This window comes from Methanobrevibacter millerae (assembly GCF_900103415.1).
Classification (GTDB): Archaea; Methanobacteriota; Methanobacteria; order Methanobacteriales; family Methanobacteriaceae; genus Methanocatella; species Methanocatella millerae.
This window is the reverse complement of sequence record NZ_FMXB01000004.1, coordinates 136,919-151,129: the sequence shown is the minus strand read 5'-3', so window position 1 is coordinate 151,129 and position 14,211 is coordinate 136,919. Positions and strand designations below refer to the sequence as shown.

The following is a 14,211-nucleotide window of genomic DNA, read 5'->3' as shown; positions in this document are numbered from 1 at the left end:
ACCGATTTTCGGCAATATTTTACTGTTTTTTCAATACTTTTATATTTTAGATTCTTAAATTATTACATAAGGTAATACTTGTTATTATCTAAGGGTAAAAAAATTGTTAGTTTCTTGACAATTGAGAGTAGTCGAATTCTTTTAGATATTTAGGTGAAAATATGAAAGAATTATATGAAAAGATGATAAACGAATCAATGGCTGCTCAAAGAGCAGACGTTGAAGTAATATCTGAAAACAGATATAACGACTTTAAGGTTACTGACGCCAAGCCTTACGCTGATGCAGTAGCCAATATGAAAGCACTGGACAGTCAGGCTGAAAGTGTAATAAACCTGCACAAGAAGTCTGTTGAAAGCCATTACAAGGTACTGACTTCCGTTACCGAAACCATCCGTCCGGAAGACGACCCGTTCATTGAACATTACCAGACGCCGCCTGTACTGGAAGTTCTATGTGAAGAGGACGCTGAATTTGCAGCAAGCGTCGAGAAGTTCATCGATGCGATTGCTGATAATGAAGCCCTGATTTCAAAGGAATCAATCAGAAGATACGGCGGATTCTACGGACCGACCTGTGTAGTTGACTTTGCATTAATGCCTGGAAGCACAACAAACGTTGTAAACCAGATTTTAACTCCTTTAGACATTCCTGTAATGCACAAGCAGGCCATTTTATCTGCAAAGTCCTGGGGTATGAACACTTCATACGGTGTCGGGGACGCATTTGCAAACGCAATCGAAGACGGTTTAACTGCCGCTGAAGCGACACAAAAAGAGATTGAAACGCTTCAGATGGTTTACCGCGAACCTATTGAAGCTCAGGGAACATTAATGGATGATGCAAGCCATTCCTCATTTGACGTGAGAAAATACATGAACGGCTATAAAAAGGAAATGGCGGCAACCGTTAAGGCAGCCATTGACGATGGAGTCCACTATGGTAATATCGTAACCGTTCCTGCATACTGCGTTGGAGATATCGGCCACCACATCGGCCAGGCAAGCTACAACATGGTAAAGGATGATGTAACATTGAATATCATTAAGGCAACGACCGAAGTGATTGATGCAACTTTAAGGTCAAACATTGACAATTATCAGGCTCCTTTCAACGTATTGAGACTTGCAACGGGAGCTTCAGCATGCGCAACAGAATACATTCTTGAACTGGATGGGTTCAACGCACCTATGGTTGTTGATTTGCTGAATAAACGCTTCCACAACTACGTGCAGCAGTATCCTACCCGTGGAGCCGCAGCCGAACTGCACAACTGCGACTTCATGGACATGATTTTCAGAGGATTCGGCGCAATCAGTGATGCCAGAAAGGCCAGAAGCAGCGAAGACATTCCTTTAGTGCCAAAAATCAATGGTTATCCTGTTGACTTAAGCCCGATAGCTGAAAACGAGGTAATCATGAACCCTCAAAGATACACCTATCCTGCATGTGCAATAACCGTCAGGTTCTCCTCACTCATGAGGCTTGCAGACTATCCATGTCTTTTGACTTCAGAACCTATTACGGCAACGATGATGACCAATATCATTGCGCTTAACAAGGAATCTCCTGGATCACCTGCAAGAGGATGTAAAAACTGTGCATCAGCCACATTAGTCGATTCAAAACACGAATACTGTCAATGGAGAGAAGCCGTTTAGGTAGTGAGAAAAATGGCTTCATGTAACATTGAAAAGAAATTTCTAGCCGAACTGCTCGGAACATTTTTCCTTGTGTTTTTCGGTACAGGCTCAGCAGTTGTGACACTTTTGATTTCAGACAGCATTGACTCTGCAAACGCCGGAATCGGTATTTTAGGCGGTCTTGGCGACTGGATAGCTATTGCTTTAGCCTTCGGTTTGACGGTAATGGCCTGTATCTATTTATTCGGTAAGATATCTGGCGCTCACTTGAATCCTGCAGTAACGGTCGGACTGCTTGTAAGCAAAAACATTTCCCTTGTTGACAGTATTTATTATATTGTCGCTCAGGTAATCGGAGCATGTTTAGGCAGTTTAGCACTGTTTTTATGTCTTGGAAGCGGTGCCGTAACCATCGGAGCATTAGGTGCAACCGCTCCCGGATTGGGAGTCAGCTATTGGCAGGCGATGTTTGCCGAGTTTTTAGGAACCTTCTTCCTTGTATTGGTGGTTATGGGTGTTGCAGTCGATAAGAAGGCCGAACCAGGCTTTGCAGGTCTTTCAATAGGTATGACTGTAGCTGCAGTAATTGTCGTATTGGGCGCATTTACCGGAGCTTCAATCAACCCTGCACGTACATTCGGACCATATTTAATGGACGTTGTGCTTGGCGGAGCAAATCTCTGGGCATTCTATCCGATTTATTTGATCGGCCCGATTCTAGGCGGTATACTTGCGGCTTTGGTATATAACTACATAGCTAAAGGAAATGACGCCTGCGCACTACCGCAACCGTTTTTTGATGAATAGGTATTTTTAAATACTTATTTATTCTTTTTTTAATTTTTAAAATAGTTATTGGCCACTGATATGCAGACTGAGCATGTTTCCAAGATGGGGAGTTACAAAGCCTTCAATCAAACCGGCGATTAGGAAAAGAACGATAGACACTAAAAATAACACTACCATATGTTTCAGTGTCTTTTTGTTGCGTTCATAGGCTTCCTTAAACGAATATTTATTGTATTTGTCCTTCAATACTCTGAATATGAACAAAAATAGAAGTATTCCGCTTGCGGTGCTTAAGAATAATGCAGGCACTTCAAATATTCCGTGAGGAACAATAAGTATTAAAAAGAAGGCCAGGCCGTTAATCGATTTGACGGTATAGCCGCCCATGAATCCTATAACAAAGCCGTTGACGGTTATTGATATTATTGCAAAGATTGCAAAAAACACTGATAAAAGCAATACGGTTATGGCTGTTGTGATGTTATGGCTTATTATCTGAAATGCATCGATTGAGGTTTCGTTTCCTTCAAGAAGAGCTTCCTTTAGGACAGGCATTAAAACGGATGCGATATCATCGGCCATTATCCATCCGAGAAGCATTCCAAAAACAAAGAGCAGAATCAATAATTCAAATATCCTTTTGTTTTCAATCAACGCTTCCTTAATTTCATTTTTAATATTCATTAATTGATATTTGGTTTTTTCACTTATTAAAGTTAAAGTTTAAATAGTGTTATGTACAATATAATAACATGCGTAAAATATTTTTGATATTAATTGTCGGCCTTGCATTTCTAATGGCAATCTCGGCGGTATCAGCCAAGGAGGATACTCATTTCGAAATAGAAAAGGACTCTTCAGGCTATTCGGCAGTAGTGACTCTCAAGGATTCAAATAACAATCCCGTGCCGAAGGTAAAGTTCAATATCGAGATTAAAAAGCCCAACGGATCCGTAAGGAAATTGCCTACAAAAACCCTGAACAAGACCGGACAGAACATCTTTTATCTTGGAACGAACAACGGGGATTACGTCATCTCAGTATCGTTTAAGGGAAACAGTCAGTATAACCCGTCTTCATTGACAAAGGCAATCACGGTAACGGCCGGAAGAGGGGGAAACTCCATTTATGACTATTATGACAGCCACAATTATGGCGACAGCGTAAGAATGGATGACTATATCTATGACAACTATTACTATGAAGACATTTACGACGATCCAAAGACTTTCGACGGGGAATGGTATTGATAGCGAAAGATAATGTCGCAATCGTTTTAAATATGCTTCTGATTGTTTTAGAAATAATAGCCCTGGCCATCACAATCGATTTGATAGGCCTTGATTTGACATATTATACGGTTGATGCCAATCTCTTTGCATTGATATCTGCCATTCTATTTTTAACGCTTAAAAAAAGGATTCCAAATGCGGTCGATGTCTTGAAGTATTCATCAACATTGGCGCTACTTATTACATTTCTGGTAGTAATTTTTATACTATATCCGATGCTTGACTTTGATTTCAATTTCCTCTTTCTTGAAGGGCCGAACCTCTATTTCCACATTCTCTGTCCACTGATAGCTCTGATTTCATTCCTTTTCTTTGAGGGAAACGAACTTGAAAACACCCTTAAAAACAATCTTTACGCAATGATTTTCACGCTAATTTACGCAGTAATTATAATCTCTCTAAACATTGCAAAGGTAGTCACGGGACCCTATCCATTCCTTATGATGTACAGTCAGCCCCTTTTGGCATCTCTTTTCTGGGTAATCGTAATTTTAGGTTTTGCTTTCGTTTTAGCAAGATTGCTGTTAATGATTAAGGATCTCCTCACCATCTTAAACGTTTAAAACGTTTCTGTTAATGAAATCAATTATATAATGGGCAGTCTGTACCTGCTGAGCCGTTGAATTGATTGAAGACTCGCCATCGCCTGTATGCTTTCCGTAGTTTGCAAACTGGGCATGGTTTGCACCTTCAATGACATGTTCCTCAAGGATTCCCTTAATGCATGCTTTATTTTTATTGTAGGTGTCCATGTTCAAAATCTTGTCGTTTGAGCCGTAAAGCGACAGAACCGGAATGGAAATATTGTCTGAAGGATAAGCGGAAAGAAGAACCAGTCCGCTCACGTTATGACCTGACGCATAGCCTGAAGCCATAGCGCCGCCAAGGGAATGGCCTGCCATAACATAATGCGTGTAATTTGTGGATTTGATAATATCATCAGCACTGTCTTTACCTAAAAACGCCAGATTAAAAGGCATTTCAACAAGATAGCAGTCAACGCCCTCAGAGGATATGTTTCTCATTAAATTCAGATATGCTGTGTATTCGATTTTGGCTCCCGGATAAAAAATAAGTGCGGTTTCATTTCCCGGACCGTCAACGAAAAGGCCTTTTGAGGTTTTCTCAACCGTGACGTTAGCAGAACCGCCCAAATCGGCGATTTCTGAGTGGTAATAGTCATTAACGTAATAGATTCCATATGATAAAATCCCTATTAAAACAAGTATTAATATGATATATCGCTTTTTCATCTTATCGGAACCAGATTAATCAGTAAATAAGCCATGGACGTTAAAAACACAATCAATGCAGGAATATTGACGGAATAAATCGTCAACGGAATCTGCAAAACAACTAATATTAAACATACTGCATTGAATCCTATAACGTAAATGTTGTTGAACTTGTCATAGCTTACGTTGCAAATCATTGCAAATGATACGAGAACAGCTATTAACAGAGCCAAATAAATGTTAAAAAGTCCGCTTAAGAAAAACGTTGCAATTATTATGGCAATTCCCGGAATCGGAAAGCCGACAAATCCATTTACCTTATCTGATATCACGTTATACCTTGTAAGTCTCAATACTCCGCAGATTACGATAATGAGTGAAACGATTAATGTCACGATTTCAAGATATGGGAAATTGGCTGCGGTATAGGAGTATAGAAATGTCGCAGGCGCAGCGCCGAATGATACGGCATCTGATAAGGAGTCAATGTTTTTTCCGAATCCGTATTCGTCAATTCTGCTGGCTTTTCTTGCAACCCATCCGTCAACGGAATCAAAAAGCAAGGCAAATATCATTAGAATTGCTGCCCAAAAGAAATCCTGCCTTACAGACATTGCTATTGAGAGAAATCCTGATGTCAGATTCAACAGCGAGACAACATCTGAAATTGCAATAAAGCTTTGTATTCTAGTATCCATTATATTAATATTTGTTAGTATTAATTAAAATAGTATAGTATTTTTAGAAGTTCCGACAAGACATTAACTATGAAAATATGTTTGTACGGATCCGGAAGCAAAAAGACACCTGAAGAATTCACGAAAGTCGGCTATGATTTGGGACGTAAACTGGCCTTAAACAGTCATTCGCTGGTTTTTGGAGGAGGAAACGATGGCATGATGGGTGCCGTTGCAAGAGGAGTATTCGAAAACGGAGGAAATGTATTAAGCATCGCTCCCGAGTGGATTAACGAGTTCGATGACGAATTTAAAAATTCCTCTGAATACATTAAAACTGAGTCAATGGATGAGAGAAAGAACCTCTTTCTGGAAAAATCCGACGCCTTTATAATAGTCCCCGGAGGATTCGGCACTTTCGATGAGTTTTTCGAGGTGCTAACATTGAAGTATCTTCACAGGCACTCAAAAATGATAATACTTTTCAACATAAATCATTTCTATGACGCCATGATTTCAATGCTTGAAAGCATGCACGACGAAGGATTTATCCGTGAAGGCGCCCTGGACATTTTCGAGGTTGCAGACACCATTGATGAGGTTATGGAATTTCTCCAATAGATATATTAACAACTTAAACACAAAATATATTTATGACAGATTTCCAGTCAATCAAAAGGGCAGTTATTTTTTTAGCACTCATTTTTATCATAATAATAATTATCGGCTTTGTAGCTGGCGTAATATCATTTTTGACCTCTCCGCCAAGCTTCGCCTCCTATCATGATAACGTAACATTGGATATCGGTGAAGACGGATATCTGATAGCTAAAATCGATAAGGCATTGGTCTATGACAGCAAAAGCATTGAAAACGGTGAAGTCAACTCATCTGAGGGAATGATTGAATGGAAAAATGCCCGAAACGTAAGCTTTGTCGATACTTCGGGAAAGCGCTGCTACGCAATCGTGTGGAAAGAGCCGCTAAAGGACACTTCTTTGGAAGTTGATGATTTGGCAAGTGAAGCTCATCTCTATGGAAATATTCATAATCAAAAGGGAATGTTTGCAGTCTATTACCTGCAGTACAATCCCGAAAACCAATACGTATACGGAATAATCCTTGACAATAACGGGAATAATTACGATTTAAACGATTTGCTCTACGATATCCTAAATCTGAGCAAAAGCAAAGTGAATTATCATGATTATTCCTATGGCGGCTACTCATCACCAAGATACGGCGGCGTAGACACCTCTCCATCAAGGGTAGCTTACAGCGATCCCGACTGGTATTACGATTACTATGATTATGGCGATTATGATTATCTGGATGAATATCTCGAATCGCAGGGATATTAATATTTATTAACGATAACCGATAGAGTAATTAACATGGGATTGGGTTCACTTTTCAAAAGAAAAAAGGACAAGAAAGAAGAGGCTGTCGAATCACACATCGATATCAACACTTCAGACTGTGAGGGCTCTGAGTGTGAAAAGTGTGTGATGGCATGCCCGAATAACGTATTGACCAAAAACGGCGAGGACACAGTTGCAAGAAACCCATTTGCATGCAAGCACTGCAGGGTATGTGAAGCGATATGTCCTAATGACTGCATAGTGGTCAATTAATAGATTTTACTTATTTTTACTTATTTTTGCAATTAATTTTAACTGAATTTGTCACCGTAATACCTTTGTTTATAGATTGTGAATAACCTATTATTAAATTAGTGCAAAAGTGTTTATATGGATTTTATTTAAATTTTGATATTTTGGGGGTTTAGAAATGAAAAATCAAAAGACTCTTAAAAAAAGACCTAGAAAGGAAAATATTGAAACGGAAATTCAAAATTCATGTCCTGATTGTAATTCAACGGATTTTGACTACAATCAGTCAAGAGGAGAAGTCATCTGTAAACATTGCGGTCTGATTATAGACGAAAACGTTATGGACTTTGGTCCTGAATGGAGAGCCTTCGACCACGAGCAGAGAAACAGAAGAACACGTGTGGGAGCACCAACAACCAATACGATTCACGATTACGGTCTTCCGACAACGATAGACTGGAAAAACAATAATATATCTTCCAAAAATCTGCCTCAATGGTACCGCATGAGAAAATGGCAGAAAAAAATCAGGGTTTCAGGTGCAAGGGAACGCAACCTGGCATTTGCGTTAACCGAACTCGACAGGAAATGCTCAAATCTCGGCCTGTCAAGAAACATCCGTGAATCCGCTTCTCTCGTATACAGAAAGGCACTTGACAACAATCTCATCCGTGGAAGAACGATTCAGGGAGTTGTAGCAGCATCAATTTACATCTCCTGCAGACTGTGCGATCTTCCAAGAACCCTGGGTGAAGTTGCAAATGCATTGAACGTCACTAAAAAGGAGCTCGGAAGGGTTCACCGCTTCCTGGTAAGAAAGCTCAAAATCAAACTGTCTCCGATATCTCCGAAATCATACATTCCAAGGTTTGCCTGTGAATTGAAGCTTTCAGAAAAATCCCAGGTAAAGGCAATTGAGATAATTGAAAAGTCACAAAGCGAAGGCCTTACAATCGGAAAGGGACCAAACGGCGTTGCCGCAGCCGCATTATACATTGCCTCACAGCTTTTGGGTGAGAGAAAAAGCCAAAGAGACGTTGCAGAAGTGGCCGGCGTTACCGAAGTCACTTTAAGAAACCGCTACAAGGAGCTTTGCCAAAACTTAAATCTTGGAGTGACAATATAAATAATTGTGTGATTTAAGATGTATTCCGCCAGTGACCCCGTCAGCATGATTATCGCAATAATTATTTTTGTGATTATTGTAGCGTTCTGCAGCTCTACAACTTCCAAAGACGCTCCCAAAAGAGACTATTCAAATAAAGCCTATGAGTTTGATGAAAATCTTGACTGGGACGATTCATGGGATGACAAATGGCTGCATCAGGGAGAATATGCTGACAGGGACGATTCACTGGATAATACTGACTGGGATCCATCCTGGGACGAAAATTTCAGAAAATAATGAACGGTGATGAAAATGAGCAATATGTGGGGATTAACGGCAAGGGGAATCTGTGAATACGACGGCAAAATCCTGCTTTTAAAGGTAAGGTCAAAATCAAGCCATGACGCTGAAAAGTGGGAAATTCCCGGAGGAAAAGTAAAAAAAGGCGAATTCTTTGACCAGGCTTTAAAAAGGGAATTCATGGAAGAGACAGGCCTTGAAATCGATATAGAATCTCTGTATAACGTCATACAAAACAATTACACGGCATGCAAGACCAATGAAAGCATCAAGTCAATCCAGCTAATCATGAAAGTCACTTCCACAACCGATGAGGTCAAAATCAGCCAGGAACACGACGAATACAGATGGTTTACAAAAGAGGAATTAAAAGAATTGATTGATAAGGAAATGCTTTCACGAGCGGCAATGAATTCATTTGATGATACAATTTTGGGAGGTGAGCTATGATTTGTCCAAGCTGCGGAGAATGGATTGATGAGGGAGACCCGATTTGTCCAAGCTGCGGAGCCTATATCAGCGATGATGAGGAATACGAATGTCCAGTATGCCACGAACGCTTTGAAATCGATGATTATGATGATGTGTGCAGATTCTGCGGCGCTCCGATTAAAAGACGAGACGAATTCTACTTTTAACTTTACTTCTTTTTCATTATAATTTTCATCGCTCAGAACAATTTTAGTTTCTAAGGACAATACTTATGTCATAGAGCAATTTTATTTCCTTATTCACTAATTAAAGTTTATATACTTCTTATTTTAAATATTAAAGTGAAAATACGCCTCCGATATTGGAGAGTGTTAAGGATGATTATATTGCAATATTATGGTTTTTATCATACTTGCGACATAGAACTTGATATCTTTGCTAATATGATTACATGGTTAATGGGGGTGAGTTTGTGCTTTTTAAGCTAAATATAACGTTAGCAATTGAAGGCCGCTATTTTTACCGGTTTTTAGTTATGCTATCCATGATGGCGTTTAAGCTATTAGGATAGCATTGTGATTGCACTTCACCTCCATATTGTGTGGTTATTTGATGATGAAGTTAATGATGGATGTTCAGCATAATATTTCCCAGTATTGTGCTCTATTTTTAAAGGAGGAGTATTTTTACATTTTGAAATGGATTTTGTCAATTTTCCGCACAATTAAATAATGTTTAAATAGGAGGAGTTATACAATATTATTTAAGAATTTTTTTAAATTCTATGTGAATTTCAAATTCACTAAATTTACCATGTGATAAAAATTCAGTGCCTCTGGGAATTTTGTGGGGTTATTTTTTTGGTAATTCCACATTATGGCATTGATTTTGTATGTTATTATTCTTTTTTTGTTCATGATATGTTTTGTTTTTAAATTTAAATGTTTTGTTGGTTTTTTTTGCGCAATTAAATAATGTTTAAATAAGATGAACTACTCAATATTATTTAAGAATTTTTTTAAATTCTTTGTGAATTTCAAATTCACTAAATTTTCAATGGTGATAAAAAGTCAGTGCCTCTGGGAATTTTGTGTAGTTATTTTTCTGGTAATTCCACATTAGGGCATTGATTTTGCTTATGCTTTTTTTAGATTTCAATTTTTCAAAACCTGAAACCATCATGTTCAACAATAAAAATATAATATTAAAAAAACAAACATTAATTCATTAAGATTATTTAACGGGGATTGAAAATGATATATTCAAATGAAGTAGAAAGAATGTGTCCTGTTGCAAAGGGAGCCGATCACGGCCCTGCACCAATACCTGAAGAAGGAAAGTGGGTTAAATCAAAGGAAATCTCAGACATTTCAGGTTTGACTCACGGTATCGGATGGTGCGCACCGCAACAAGGATGCTGCAAATTGACTTTAAATGTTAAAGACGGCATTATTGAAGAAGCATTGGTTGAAACTCTGGGATGCTCTGGAATGACTCACTCAGCAGCAATGGCCGGTGAAATCTTGATTGGAAAAACCATTCTTGAAGCATTGAACACCGACCTGGTCTGTGACGCAATAAACACTGCCATGCGCGAGCTTTTCCTGCAGATTGTCTACGGCAGAACCCAGTCAGCGTTCTCAGAAGGAGGCCTTCCTATCGGAGCTGGCCTTGAGGATTTGGGAAAAGGCCACAGAAGCCAGGTGGGAACCATCTATTCAACAAACAAAAAAGGGCCAAGGTATCTGGAGCTTACTGAAGGATACATCACAGAAATAGCCCTTGATGAGGATGATGAAATAATCGGATATAAATATATCAATCTGGGAGTAATGCTTGACAGCATCAAGGAAGGCACCGATCCGCTGGAAGCAATTGAAAACGCTACCGGCCAGTACGGCAGATTCGACGATGCGGTTAAAACGATAGACCCTAGGAAGGAATGATGCGGGTGGAAATATGAGTTTATTTGAAAGTTATGAAAGAAGAATAGATCAGATACTTCCTGTACTTAACAAATACGGCATTAAGGATTTGGAAGAGGCCAGACAGATTTGTCTTGATAAAGGTTTCGACCCATATGAAATCGTTAAGGGCGTTCAGCCGATTTGCTTTGAAAACGCATGCTGGGCATATACCGTCGGAGCCGCAATTGCAGTTAAAAAGGGTTGCGTTAAGGCTTCTGATGCGGCCTCAGCAATCGGTGAAGGCTTGCAGTCATTCTGCATTCCGGGAAGCGTAGCCGATGACAGAAAAGTGGGATTGGGCCACGGTAACCTTGCATCAATGCTTTTAAGCGATGAAAGCAGCTGCTTTGCATTCCTTGCAGGACATGAAAGTTTTGCCGCAGCCGAAGGAGCTATCGGAATTGCAAACTCAGCAAATCAGGTAAGACAAGAGCCTTTAAGGGTAATTCTAAACGGTCTTGGAAAGGACGCTGCATTAATCATTTCAAGAATCAACGGTTTTACATACGTTCAAACCGAATTCGACTATTTCACGGGCGAAGTCAAGGTTGTTCGTGAAAAGGCATATTCCTCAGGCGAAAGGGCAAAGGTAAGATGCTACGGAGCGGATGACGTTCGCGAAGGTGTGGCAATAATGCATCTTGAAGGCGTTGACGTGTCAATTACCGGTAATTCAACCAATCCGACCCGATTCCAGCATCCTGTAGCCGCAACCTATAAGAAGGAATGCATCGAACAGGGCAAGAAATACTTCTCAGTCGCTTCAGGCGGAGGTACCGGAAGAACCCTGCACCCTGACAACATGGCAGCCGGACCTGCATCATACGGAATGACCGATACGATGGGAAGAATGCACTCCGATGCGCAGTTTGCAGGTTCATCATCAGTTCCTGCCCACGTGGAAATGATGGGACTCATCGGTATGGGAAACAACCCTATGGTCGGCGCAAGCGTAGCCGTAGCGGTCGCAGTCGAAAAGGCAATGAACAAATAGGGATTCCATCCCATTATTTCTTTTTTTGGAGCATATTTAATGAAGCTTGTTATTCAAAGAGTCACCCGTGCAAGCGTGGAAGTCGATGACGAGATTGTCGGTGAAATCGGCCGTGGATTAATGGTTCTGGTAGGTTTTGGATTAAATGATACAACTAAAGAGGTCGATTACCTTTCAAAGAAACTGGTGAAGCTTAGAATTTTCCCTGATGAAAACGGACGCATGAACAGATCAGTGAAAGATATCGGTGGAAAATTATTATTGGTTCCTCAGTTCACGTTATACGGAAGAACCAAGAAAAACCGTCCTTCATTTCACAAGGCATTGAATCCCGATGATGCAACGCAGCTGTTTGACTATTTCGTTCGAAAATGCGGTGAAGACATTGAAGTTGAAACTGGAGAATTCGGTGCTTATATGAAGGTAGACCTGTTAAATGACGGTCCGGTTACAATACTTTTGGAAAAGGACTTTAGCGAGGATGATTAAATGGATTTTGAAGAGGTTTTATTAAAAAGAAGAAGTGTTCGCAATTACACTGATGACGACGTTACAAAAGAGCAGCTCAATAAGATTCTGGAAGCTGGTCTATTGGCTCCAACAAGCATGAACAGAAAACCGTGCAATTTTCTCGTTGTTTCCAATAAGGATACATTAAAGGAATTGTCTGAAGTAAAAGCTCACGGTTCACAGTTTTTAGCTGGCGCAAATAAGGCAATCGTCGTTATAGCCAATACATTGCAGGCTGACACATGGATTGAAGACTCATCAATCGCATTGTCTTTCATGCATTTGATGGCAACCGATATCGGCGTTGGAAGCTGCTGGATTCAGATTCACATGCGAAAATCTGCTGATGGCGAGGATTCAGAGAAACTGGTTCGTGACATTGTTAAAATTGATGATTATTTCCGTATTGTCGGCATTTTGGCTTTGGGAATTCCTGATGGTGAAGTTGAAGCCCATACTTTAGATGATATGGATAAAAGTAAAGTGCACTTTTTGGTGTAATTTGTTAATATTCAGTAATTTTTTTGATTTCTGATAGAGATATGTCGGTTTTTTCTGCGATTTCTTCGGGGCTCATGGTTTTTAAGATTTTTTTTAAAATTATTTTTTCTCCTATTTTTTTCATGTAATTTCCATACTCTTCTTGCCATTTGAAGTATTATGAGTCTTGATTTTTCATATTTATCAATTTATGTTATAGTTTGAAGAAAATAGCAATTATCTTGCTATTTTCTCAACCTCTGATGAATCCATGTCTAATTTTTTCCCGATTTCTTCGGGACTCATGGTTCTTAAGAGTTTAGTTATAATTTCTTTTTTTTCGATTTTTTTTCCGATTTTTTTCATATGATTTCCGTATGTTTCTTGCCATTTGAAGTATTCTGAGTCTTGAGAAGTTTCCACATCAATCATCTCCATTAGTTCATCTTTTTTTTCACGATTATTGACATAGTAGTCAATGTTTAACTCCATGGTGGCTTGTAATTTCGTTCTATTGTCAATGCTGATTTCTCCATATTTGATGATGTGACATAATTCTTCAACAATAATGTCTGCTTGTTTAGAATTTCTCATATCAGGTAGGGTTTCGATAATTGCACAGTCATGGGCGGTTAATTCATCGTTACTATCGAATTTCTTTTTAATGATATTTAAATATTCGTCTCCGTCATATTTTTTCATTTCCAATAAGAGAGGCTTATGTGTTGTTGTACCGATTTTCTTTATTGGAATGTCATTTTTCTCAGCCAATGCGATAATTAGGCTGTAGATTTTGTTATCGTATCTGCAGTGGAGGTTTTTAGCATAATCCCATGTTTTATCTGCTGTTTTATCATTTACTGAGGAGGTTTCACATTCAATATCATAAATGTTTCCGTTTTCGCATTCCACTGCAAAATCCAATCTTTTGTTGGAGTGGTCTTTGTCAATGAATTCTGTCGGAATTATATGGACTACCTTTTCTTCGATTCCTTCCAAATCGAAAATGTATTGCACATGGTTGATTAAACAGATTTTATACTTGATATCTTGATTATGAAAAATTTTTCTGTTAAATTTATTCATTTTATCAACCTCATATTATTTTTCAATATTATGTTTGTCTGACATTTCACTTAAAAATTTTTGAAGTGCGACTGTGTGATTTTTT

Annotated in this window: 19 protein-coding genes; 15 read left to right on the top strand and 4 right to left on the bottom strand. The window is 39.1% G+C overall.

Annotation, left to right across the window (positions count from 1 at the left end):
• Nucleotides 1-161: 161 nt before the first annotated feature.
• Nucleotides 162-1,661 (top strand): DUF2193 domain-containing protein, encoded by a 1,500-nt coding sequence (locus tag F3G70_RS03540; protein WP_149731344.1) that lies wholly within the window; start codon nt 162-164, stop codon nt 1,659-1,661.
• Between the two features lie 12 nt (nt 1,662-1,673).
• Nucleotides 1,674-2,450: an MIP/aquaporin family protein gene (locus tag F3G70_RS03535; RefSeq protein WP_149731343.1), complete on the top strand. Its 777-nt coding sequence runs from the start codon at nt 1,674-1,676 to the stop codon at nt 2,448-2,450.
• A 45-nt stretch (nt 2,451-2,495) separates the two neighbouring features.
• On the opposite strand, the gene F3G70_RS03530 is transcribed toward F3G70_RS03535, so the two are convergent.
• Complete coding sequence (locus tag F3G70_RS03530; RefSeq protein WP_149731342.1) at nt 2,496-3,116, bottom strand: stage II sporulation protein M; 621 nt, start codon at nt 3,114-3,116, stop codon at nt 2,496-2,498.
• Nucleotides 3,117-3,184: 68 nt separating this feature from the next.
• On the opposite strand from F3G70_RS03530, the gene F3G70_RS03525 reads away from it, so the two are divergent.
• On the top strand, nt 3,185-3,682 hold the full coding sequence (locus tag F3G70_RS03525) for a hypothetical protein (RefSeq protein WP_149731341.1): 498 nt from the start codon (nt 3,185-3,187) through the stop codon (nt 3,680-3,682).
• Nucleotides 3,679-4,287 carry a hypothetical protein gene (locus tag F3G70_RS03520; protein ID WP_149731340.1) on the top strand — a complete coding sequence of 203 codons (609 nt, stop codon included), beginning with the start codon at nt 3,679-3,681 and terminating at the stop codon, nt 4,285-4,287. Before F3G70_RS03525 ends, F3G70_RS03520 begins: the two co-directional genes overlap by 4 nt.
• Here the strand turns inward: F3G70_RS03520 and F3G70_RS03515 are convergent.
• Together F3G70_RS03515 and F3G70_RS03510 are read right to left on the bottom strand one after the other, a co-directional pair.
• On the bottom strand, nt 4,276-4,977 hold the full coding sequence (locus F3G70_RS03515; RefSeq protein WP_149731339.1) for an alpha/beta hydrolase: 702 nt from the start codon (nt 4,975-4,977) through the stop codon (nt 4,276-4,278). The genes F3G70_RS03520 and F3G70_RS03515 overlap by 12 nt on opposite strands.
• A complete protein-coding gene (locus F3G70_RS03510; protein ID WP_223165996.1) occupies nt 4,974-5,657 on the bottom strand; it encodes an archaetidylserine synthase in 684 nt (227 codons plus the stop codon). Before F3G70_RS03510 ends, F3G70_RS03515 begins: the two co-directional genes overlap by 4 nt.
• Before the next feature lie 69 nt (nt 5,658-5,726).
• On the opposite strand from F3G70_RS03510, the gene F3G70_RS03505 reads away from it, so the two are divergent.
• From F3G70_RS03505 to F3G70_RS03455, 11 genes are all read left to right on the top strand, one after another.
• Nucleotides 5,727-6,257 (top strand): LOG family protein, encoded by a 531-nt coding sequence (locus F3G70_RS03505; protein WP_149731337.1) that lies wholly within the window; start codon nt 5,727-5,729, stop codon nt 6,255-6,257.
• A gap of 32 nt (nt 6,258-6,289) precedes the next feature.
• Nucleotides 6,290-6,997 (top strand): hypothetical protein, encoded by a 708-nt coding sequence (locus tag F3G70_RS03500; RefSeq protein ID WP_149731336.1) that lies wholly within the window; start codon nt 6,290-6,292, stop codon nt 6,995-6,997.
• A 33-nt stretch (nt 6,998-7,030) separates the two neighbouring features.
• Nucleotides 7,031-7,270: a 4Fe-4S dicluster domain-containing protein gene (locus F3G70_RS03495; protein WP_149731335.1), complete on the top strand. Its 240-nt coding sequence runs from the start codon at nt 7,031-7,033 to the stop codon at nt 7,268-7,270.
• A 157-nt stretch (nt 7,271-7,427) separates the two neighbouring features.
• Nucleotides 7,428-8,375 carry a transcription initiation factor IIB gene (locus F3G70_RS03490; RefSeq protein WP_149731334.1) on the top strand — a complete coding sequence of 316 codons (948 nt, stop codon included), beginning with the start codon at nt 7,428-7,430 and terminating at the stop codon, nt 8,373-8,375.
• 18 nt (nt 8,376-8,393) lie between these two features.
• Nucleotides 8,394-8,654 (top strand): hypothetical protein, encoded by a 261-nt coding sequence (locus tag F3G70_RS03485; RefSeq protein WP_149731333.1) that lies wholly within the window; start codon nt 8,394-8,396, stop codon nt 8,652-8,654.
• Between the two features lie 15 nt (nt 8,655-8,669).
• The gene (locus tag F3G70_RS03480) at nt 8,670-9,107 is read left to right on the top strand and encodes an NUDIX hydrolase (RefSeq protein WP_188118061.1); all 438 of its coding nucleotides are present in this window, start codon (nt 8,670-8,672) and stop codon (nt 9,105-9,107) included.
• Nucleotides 9,104-9,295, top strand: a complete 192-nt coding sequence (locus F3G70_RS03475; protein ID WP_149731331.1) for a zinc ribbon domain-containing protein — start codon at nt 9,104-9,106, stop codon at nt 9,293-9,295. The genes F3G70_RS03480 and F3G70_RS03475 overlap by 4 nt, the downstream gene beginning before the upstream one ends.
• A gap of 1,047 nt (nt 9,296-10,342) precedes the next feature.
• The gene (locus F3G70_RS03470; RefSeq protein ID WP_149731330.1) at nt 10,343-11,035 is read left to right on the top strand and encodes an iron-sulfur cluster assembly scaffold protein; all 693 of its coding nucleotides are present in this window, start codon (nt 10,343-10,345) and stop codon (nt 11,033-11,035) included.
• A 13-nt stretch (nt 11,036-11,048) separates the two neighbouring features.
• A complete protein-coding gene (locus F3G70_RS03465; RefSeq protein ID WP_149731329.1) occupies nt 11,049-12,050 on the top strand; it encodes a GGGtGRT protein in 1,002 nt (333 codons plus the stop codon).
• A gap of 39 nt (nt 12,051-12,089) precedes the next feature.
• The gene (gene dtd / locus F3G70_RS03460) at nt 12,090-12,539 is read left to right on the top strand and encodes a D-aminoacyl-tRNA deacylase (protein WP_149731328.1); all 450 of its coding nucleotides are present in this window, start codon (nt 12,090-12,092) and stop codon (nt 12,537-12,539) included.
• Nucleotides 12,540-13,061: a nitroreductase family protein gene (locus F3G70_RS03455; protein ID WP_149731327.1), complete on the top strand. Its 522-nt coding sequence runs from the start codon at nt 12,540-12,542 to the stop codon at nt 13,059-13,061.
• 216 nt (nt 13,062-13,277) lie between these two features.
• Here F3G70_RS03455 and F3G70_RS03450 read toward each other — a convergent pair whose 3' ends face one another.
• Complete coding sequence (locus F3G70_RS03450) at nt 13,278-14,126, bottom strand: hypothetical protein (RefSeq protein WP_149731326.1); 849 nt, start codon at nt 14,124-14,126, stop codon at nt 13,278-13,280.
• Nucleotides 14,127-14,211: the final 85 nt, after the last annotated feature.

Bases quoted from the DNA above. Each gene is read 5' to 3' on its own strand.
- F3G70_RS03540 (WP_149731344.1), top strand. From the start codon at position 162: ATGAAAGAATTATATGAAAAGATGATAAACGAATCAATGGCTGCTCAA.
- F3G70_RS03535 (WP_149731343.1), top strand. From the start codon at position 1,674: ATGGCTTCATGTAACATTGAAAAGAAATTTCTAGCCGAACTGCTCGGA.
- F3G70_RS03530 (WP_149731342.1), bottom strand. From the start codon at position 3,116: ATGAATATTAAAAATGAAATTAAGGAAGCGTTGATTGAAAACAAAAGG.
- F3G70_RS03525 (WP_149731341.1), top strand. From the start codon at position 3,185: ATGCGTAAAATATTTTTGATATTAATTGTCGGCCTTGCATTTCTAATG.
- F3G70_RS03515 (WP_149731339.1), bottom strand. From the start codon at position 4,977: ATGAAAAAGCGATATATCATATTAATACTTGTTTTAATAGGGATTTTA.
- F3G70_RS03510 (WP_223165996.1), bottom strand. From the start codon at position 5,657: ATGGATACTAGAATACAAAGCTTTATTGCAATTTCAGATGTTGTCTCG.
- F3G70_RS03505 (WP_149731337.1), top strand. From the start codon at position 5,727: ATGAAAATATGTTTGTACGGATCCGGAAGCAAAAAGACACCTGAAGAA.
- F3G70_RS03500 (WP_149731336.1), top strand. From the start codon at position 6,290: ATGACAGATTTCCAGTCAATCAAAAGGGCAGTTATTTTTTTAGCACTC.
- F3G70_RS03495 (WP_149731335.1), top strand. From the start codon at position 7,031: ATGGGATTGGGTTCACTTTTCAAAAGAAAAAAGGACAAGAAAGAAGAG.
- F3G70_RS03490 (WP_149731334.1), top strand. From the start codon at position 7,428: ATGAAAAATCAAAAGACTCTTAAAAAAAGACCTAGAAAGGAAAATATT.
- F3G70_RS03485 (WP_149731333.1), top strand. From the start codon at position 8,394: ATGTATTCCGCCAGTGACCCCGTCAGCATGATTATCGCAATAATTATT.
- F3G70_RS03480 (WP_188118061.1), top strand. From the start codon at position 8,670: ATGAGCAATATGTGGGGATTAACGGCAAGGGGAATCTGTGAATACGAC.
- F3G70_RS03475 (WP_149731331.1), top strand. From the start codon at position 9,104: ATGATTTGTCCAAGCTGCGGAGAATGGATTGATGAGGGAGACCCGATT.
- F3G70_RS03470 (WP_149731330.1), top strand. From the start codon at position 10,343: ATGATATATTCAAATGAAGTAGAAAGAATGTGTCCTGTTGCAAAGGGA.
- F3G70_RS03465 (WP_149731329.1), top strand. From the start codon at position 11,049: ATGAGTTTATTTGAAAGTTATGAAAGAAGAATAGATCAGATACTTCCT.
- dtd (WP_149731328.1), top strand. From the start codon at position 12,090: ATGAAGCTTGTTATTCAAAGAGTCACCCGTGCAAGCGTGGAAGTCGAT.
- F3G70_RS03455 (WP_149731327.1), top strand. From the start codon at position 12,540: ATGGATTTTGAAGAGGTTTTATTAAAAAGAAGAAGTGTTCGCAATTAC.
- F3G70_RS03450 (WP_149731326.1), bottom strand. From the start codon at position 14,126: ATGAATAAATTTAACAGAAAAATTTTTCATAATCAAGATATCAAGTAT.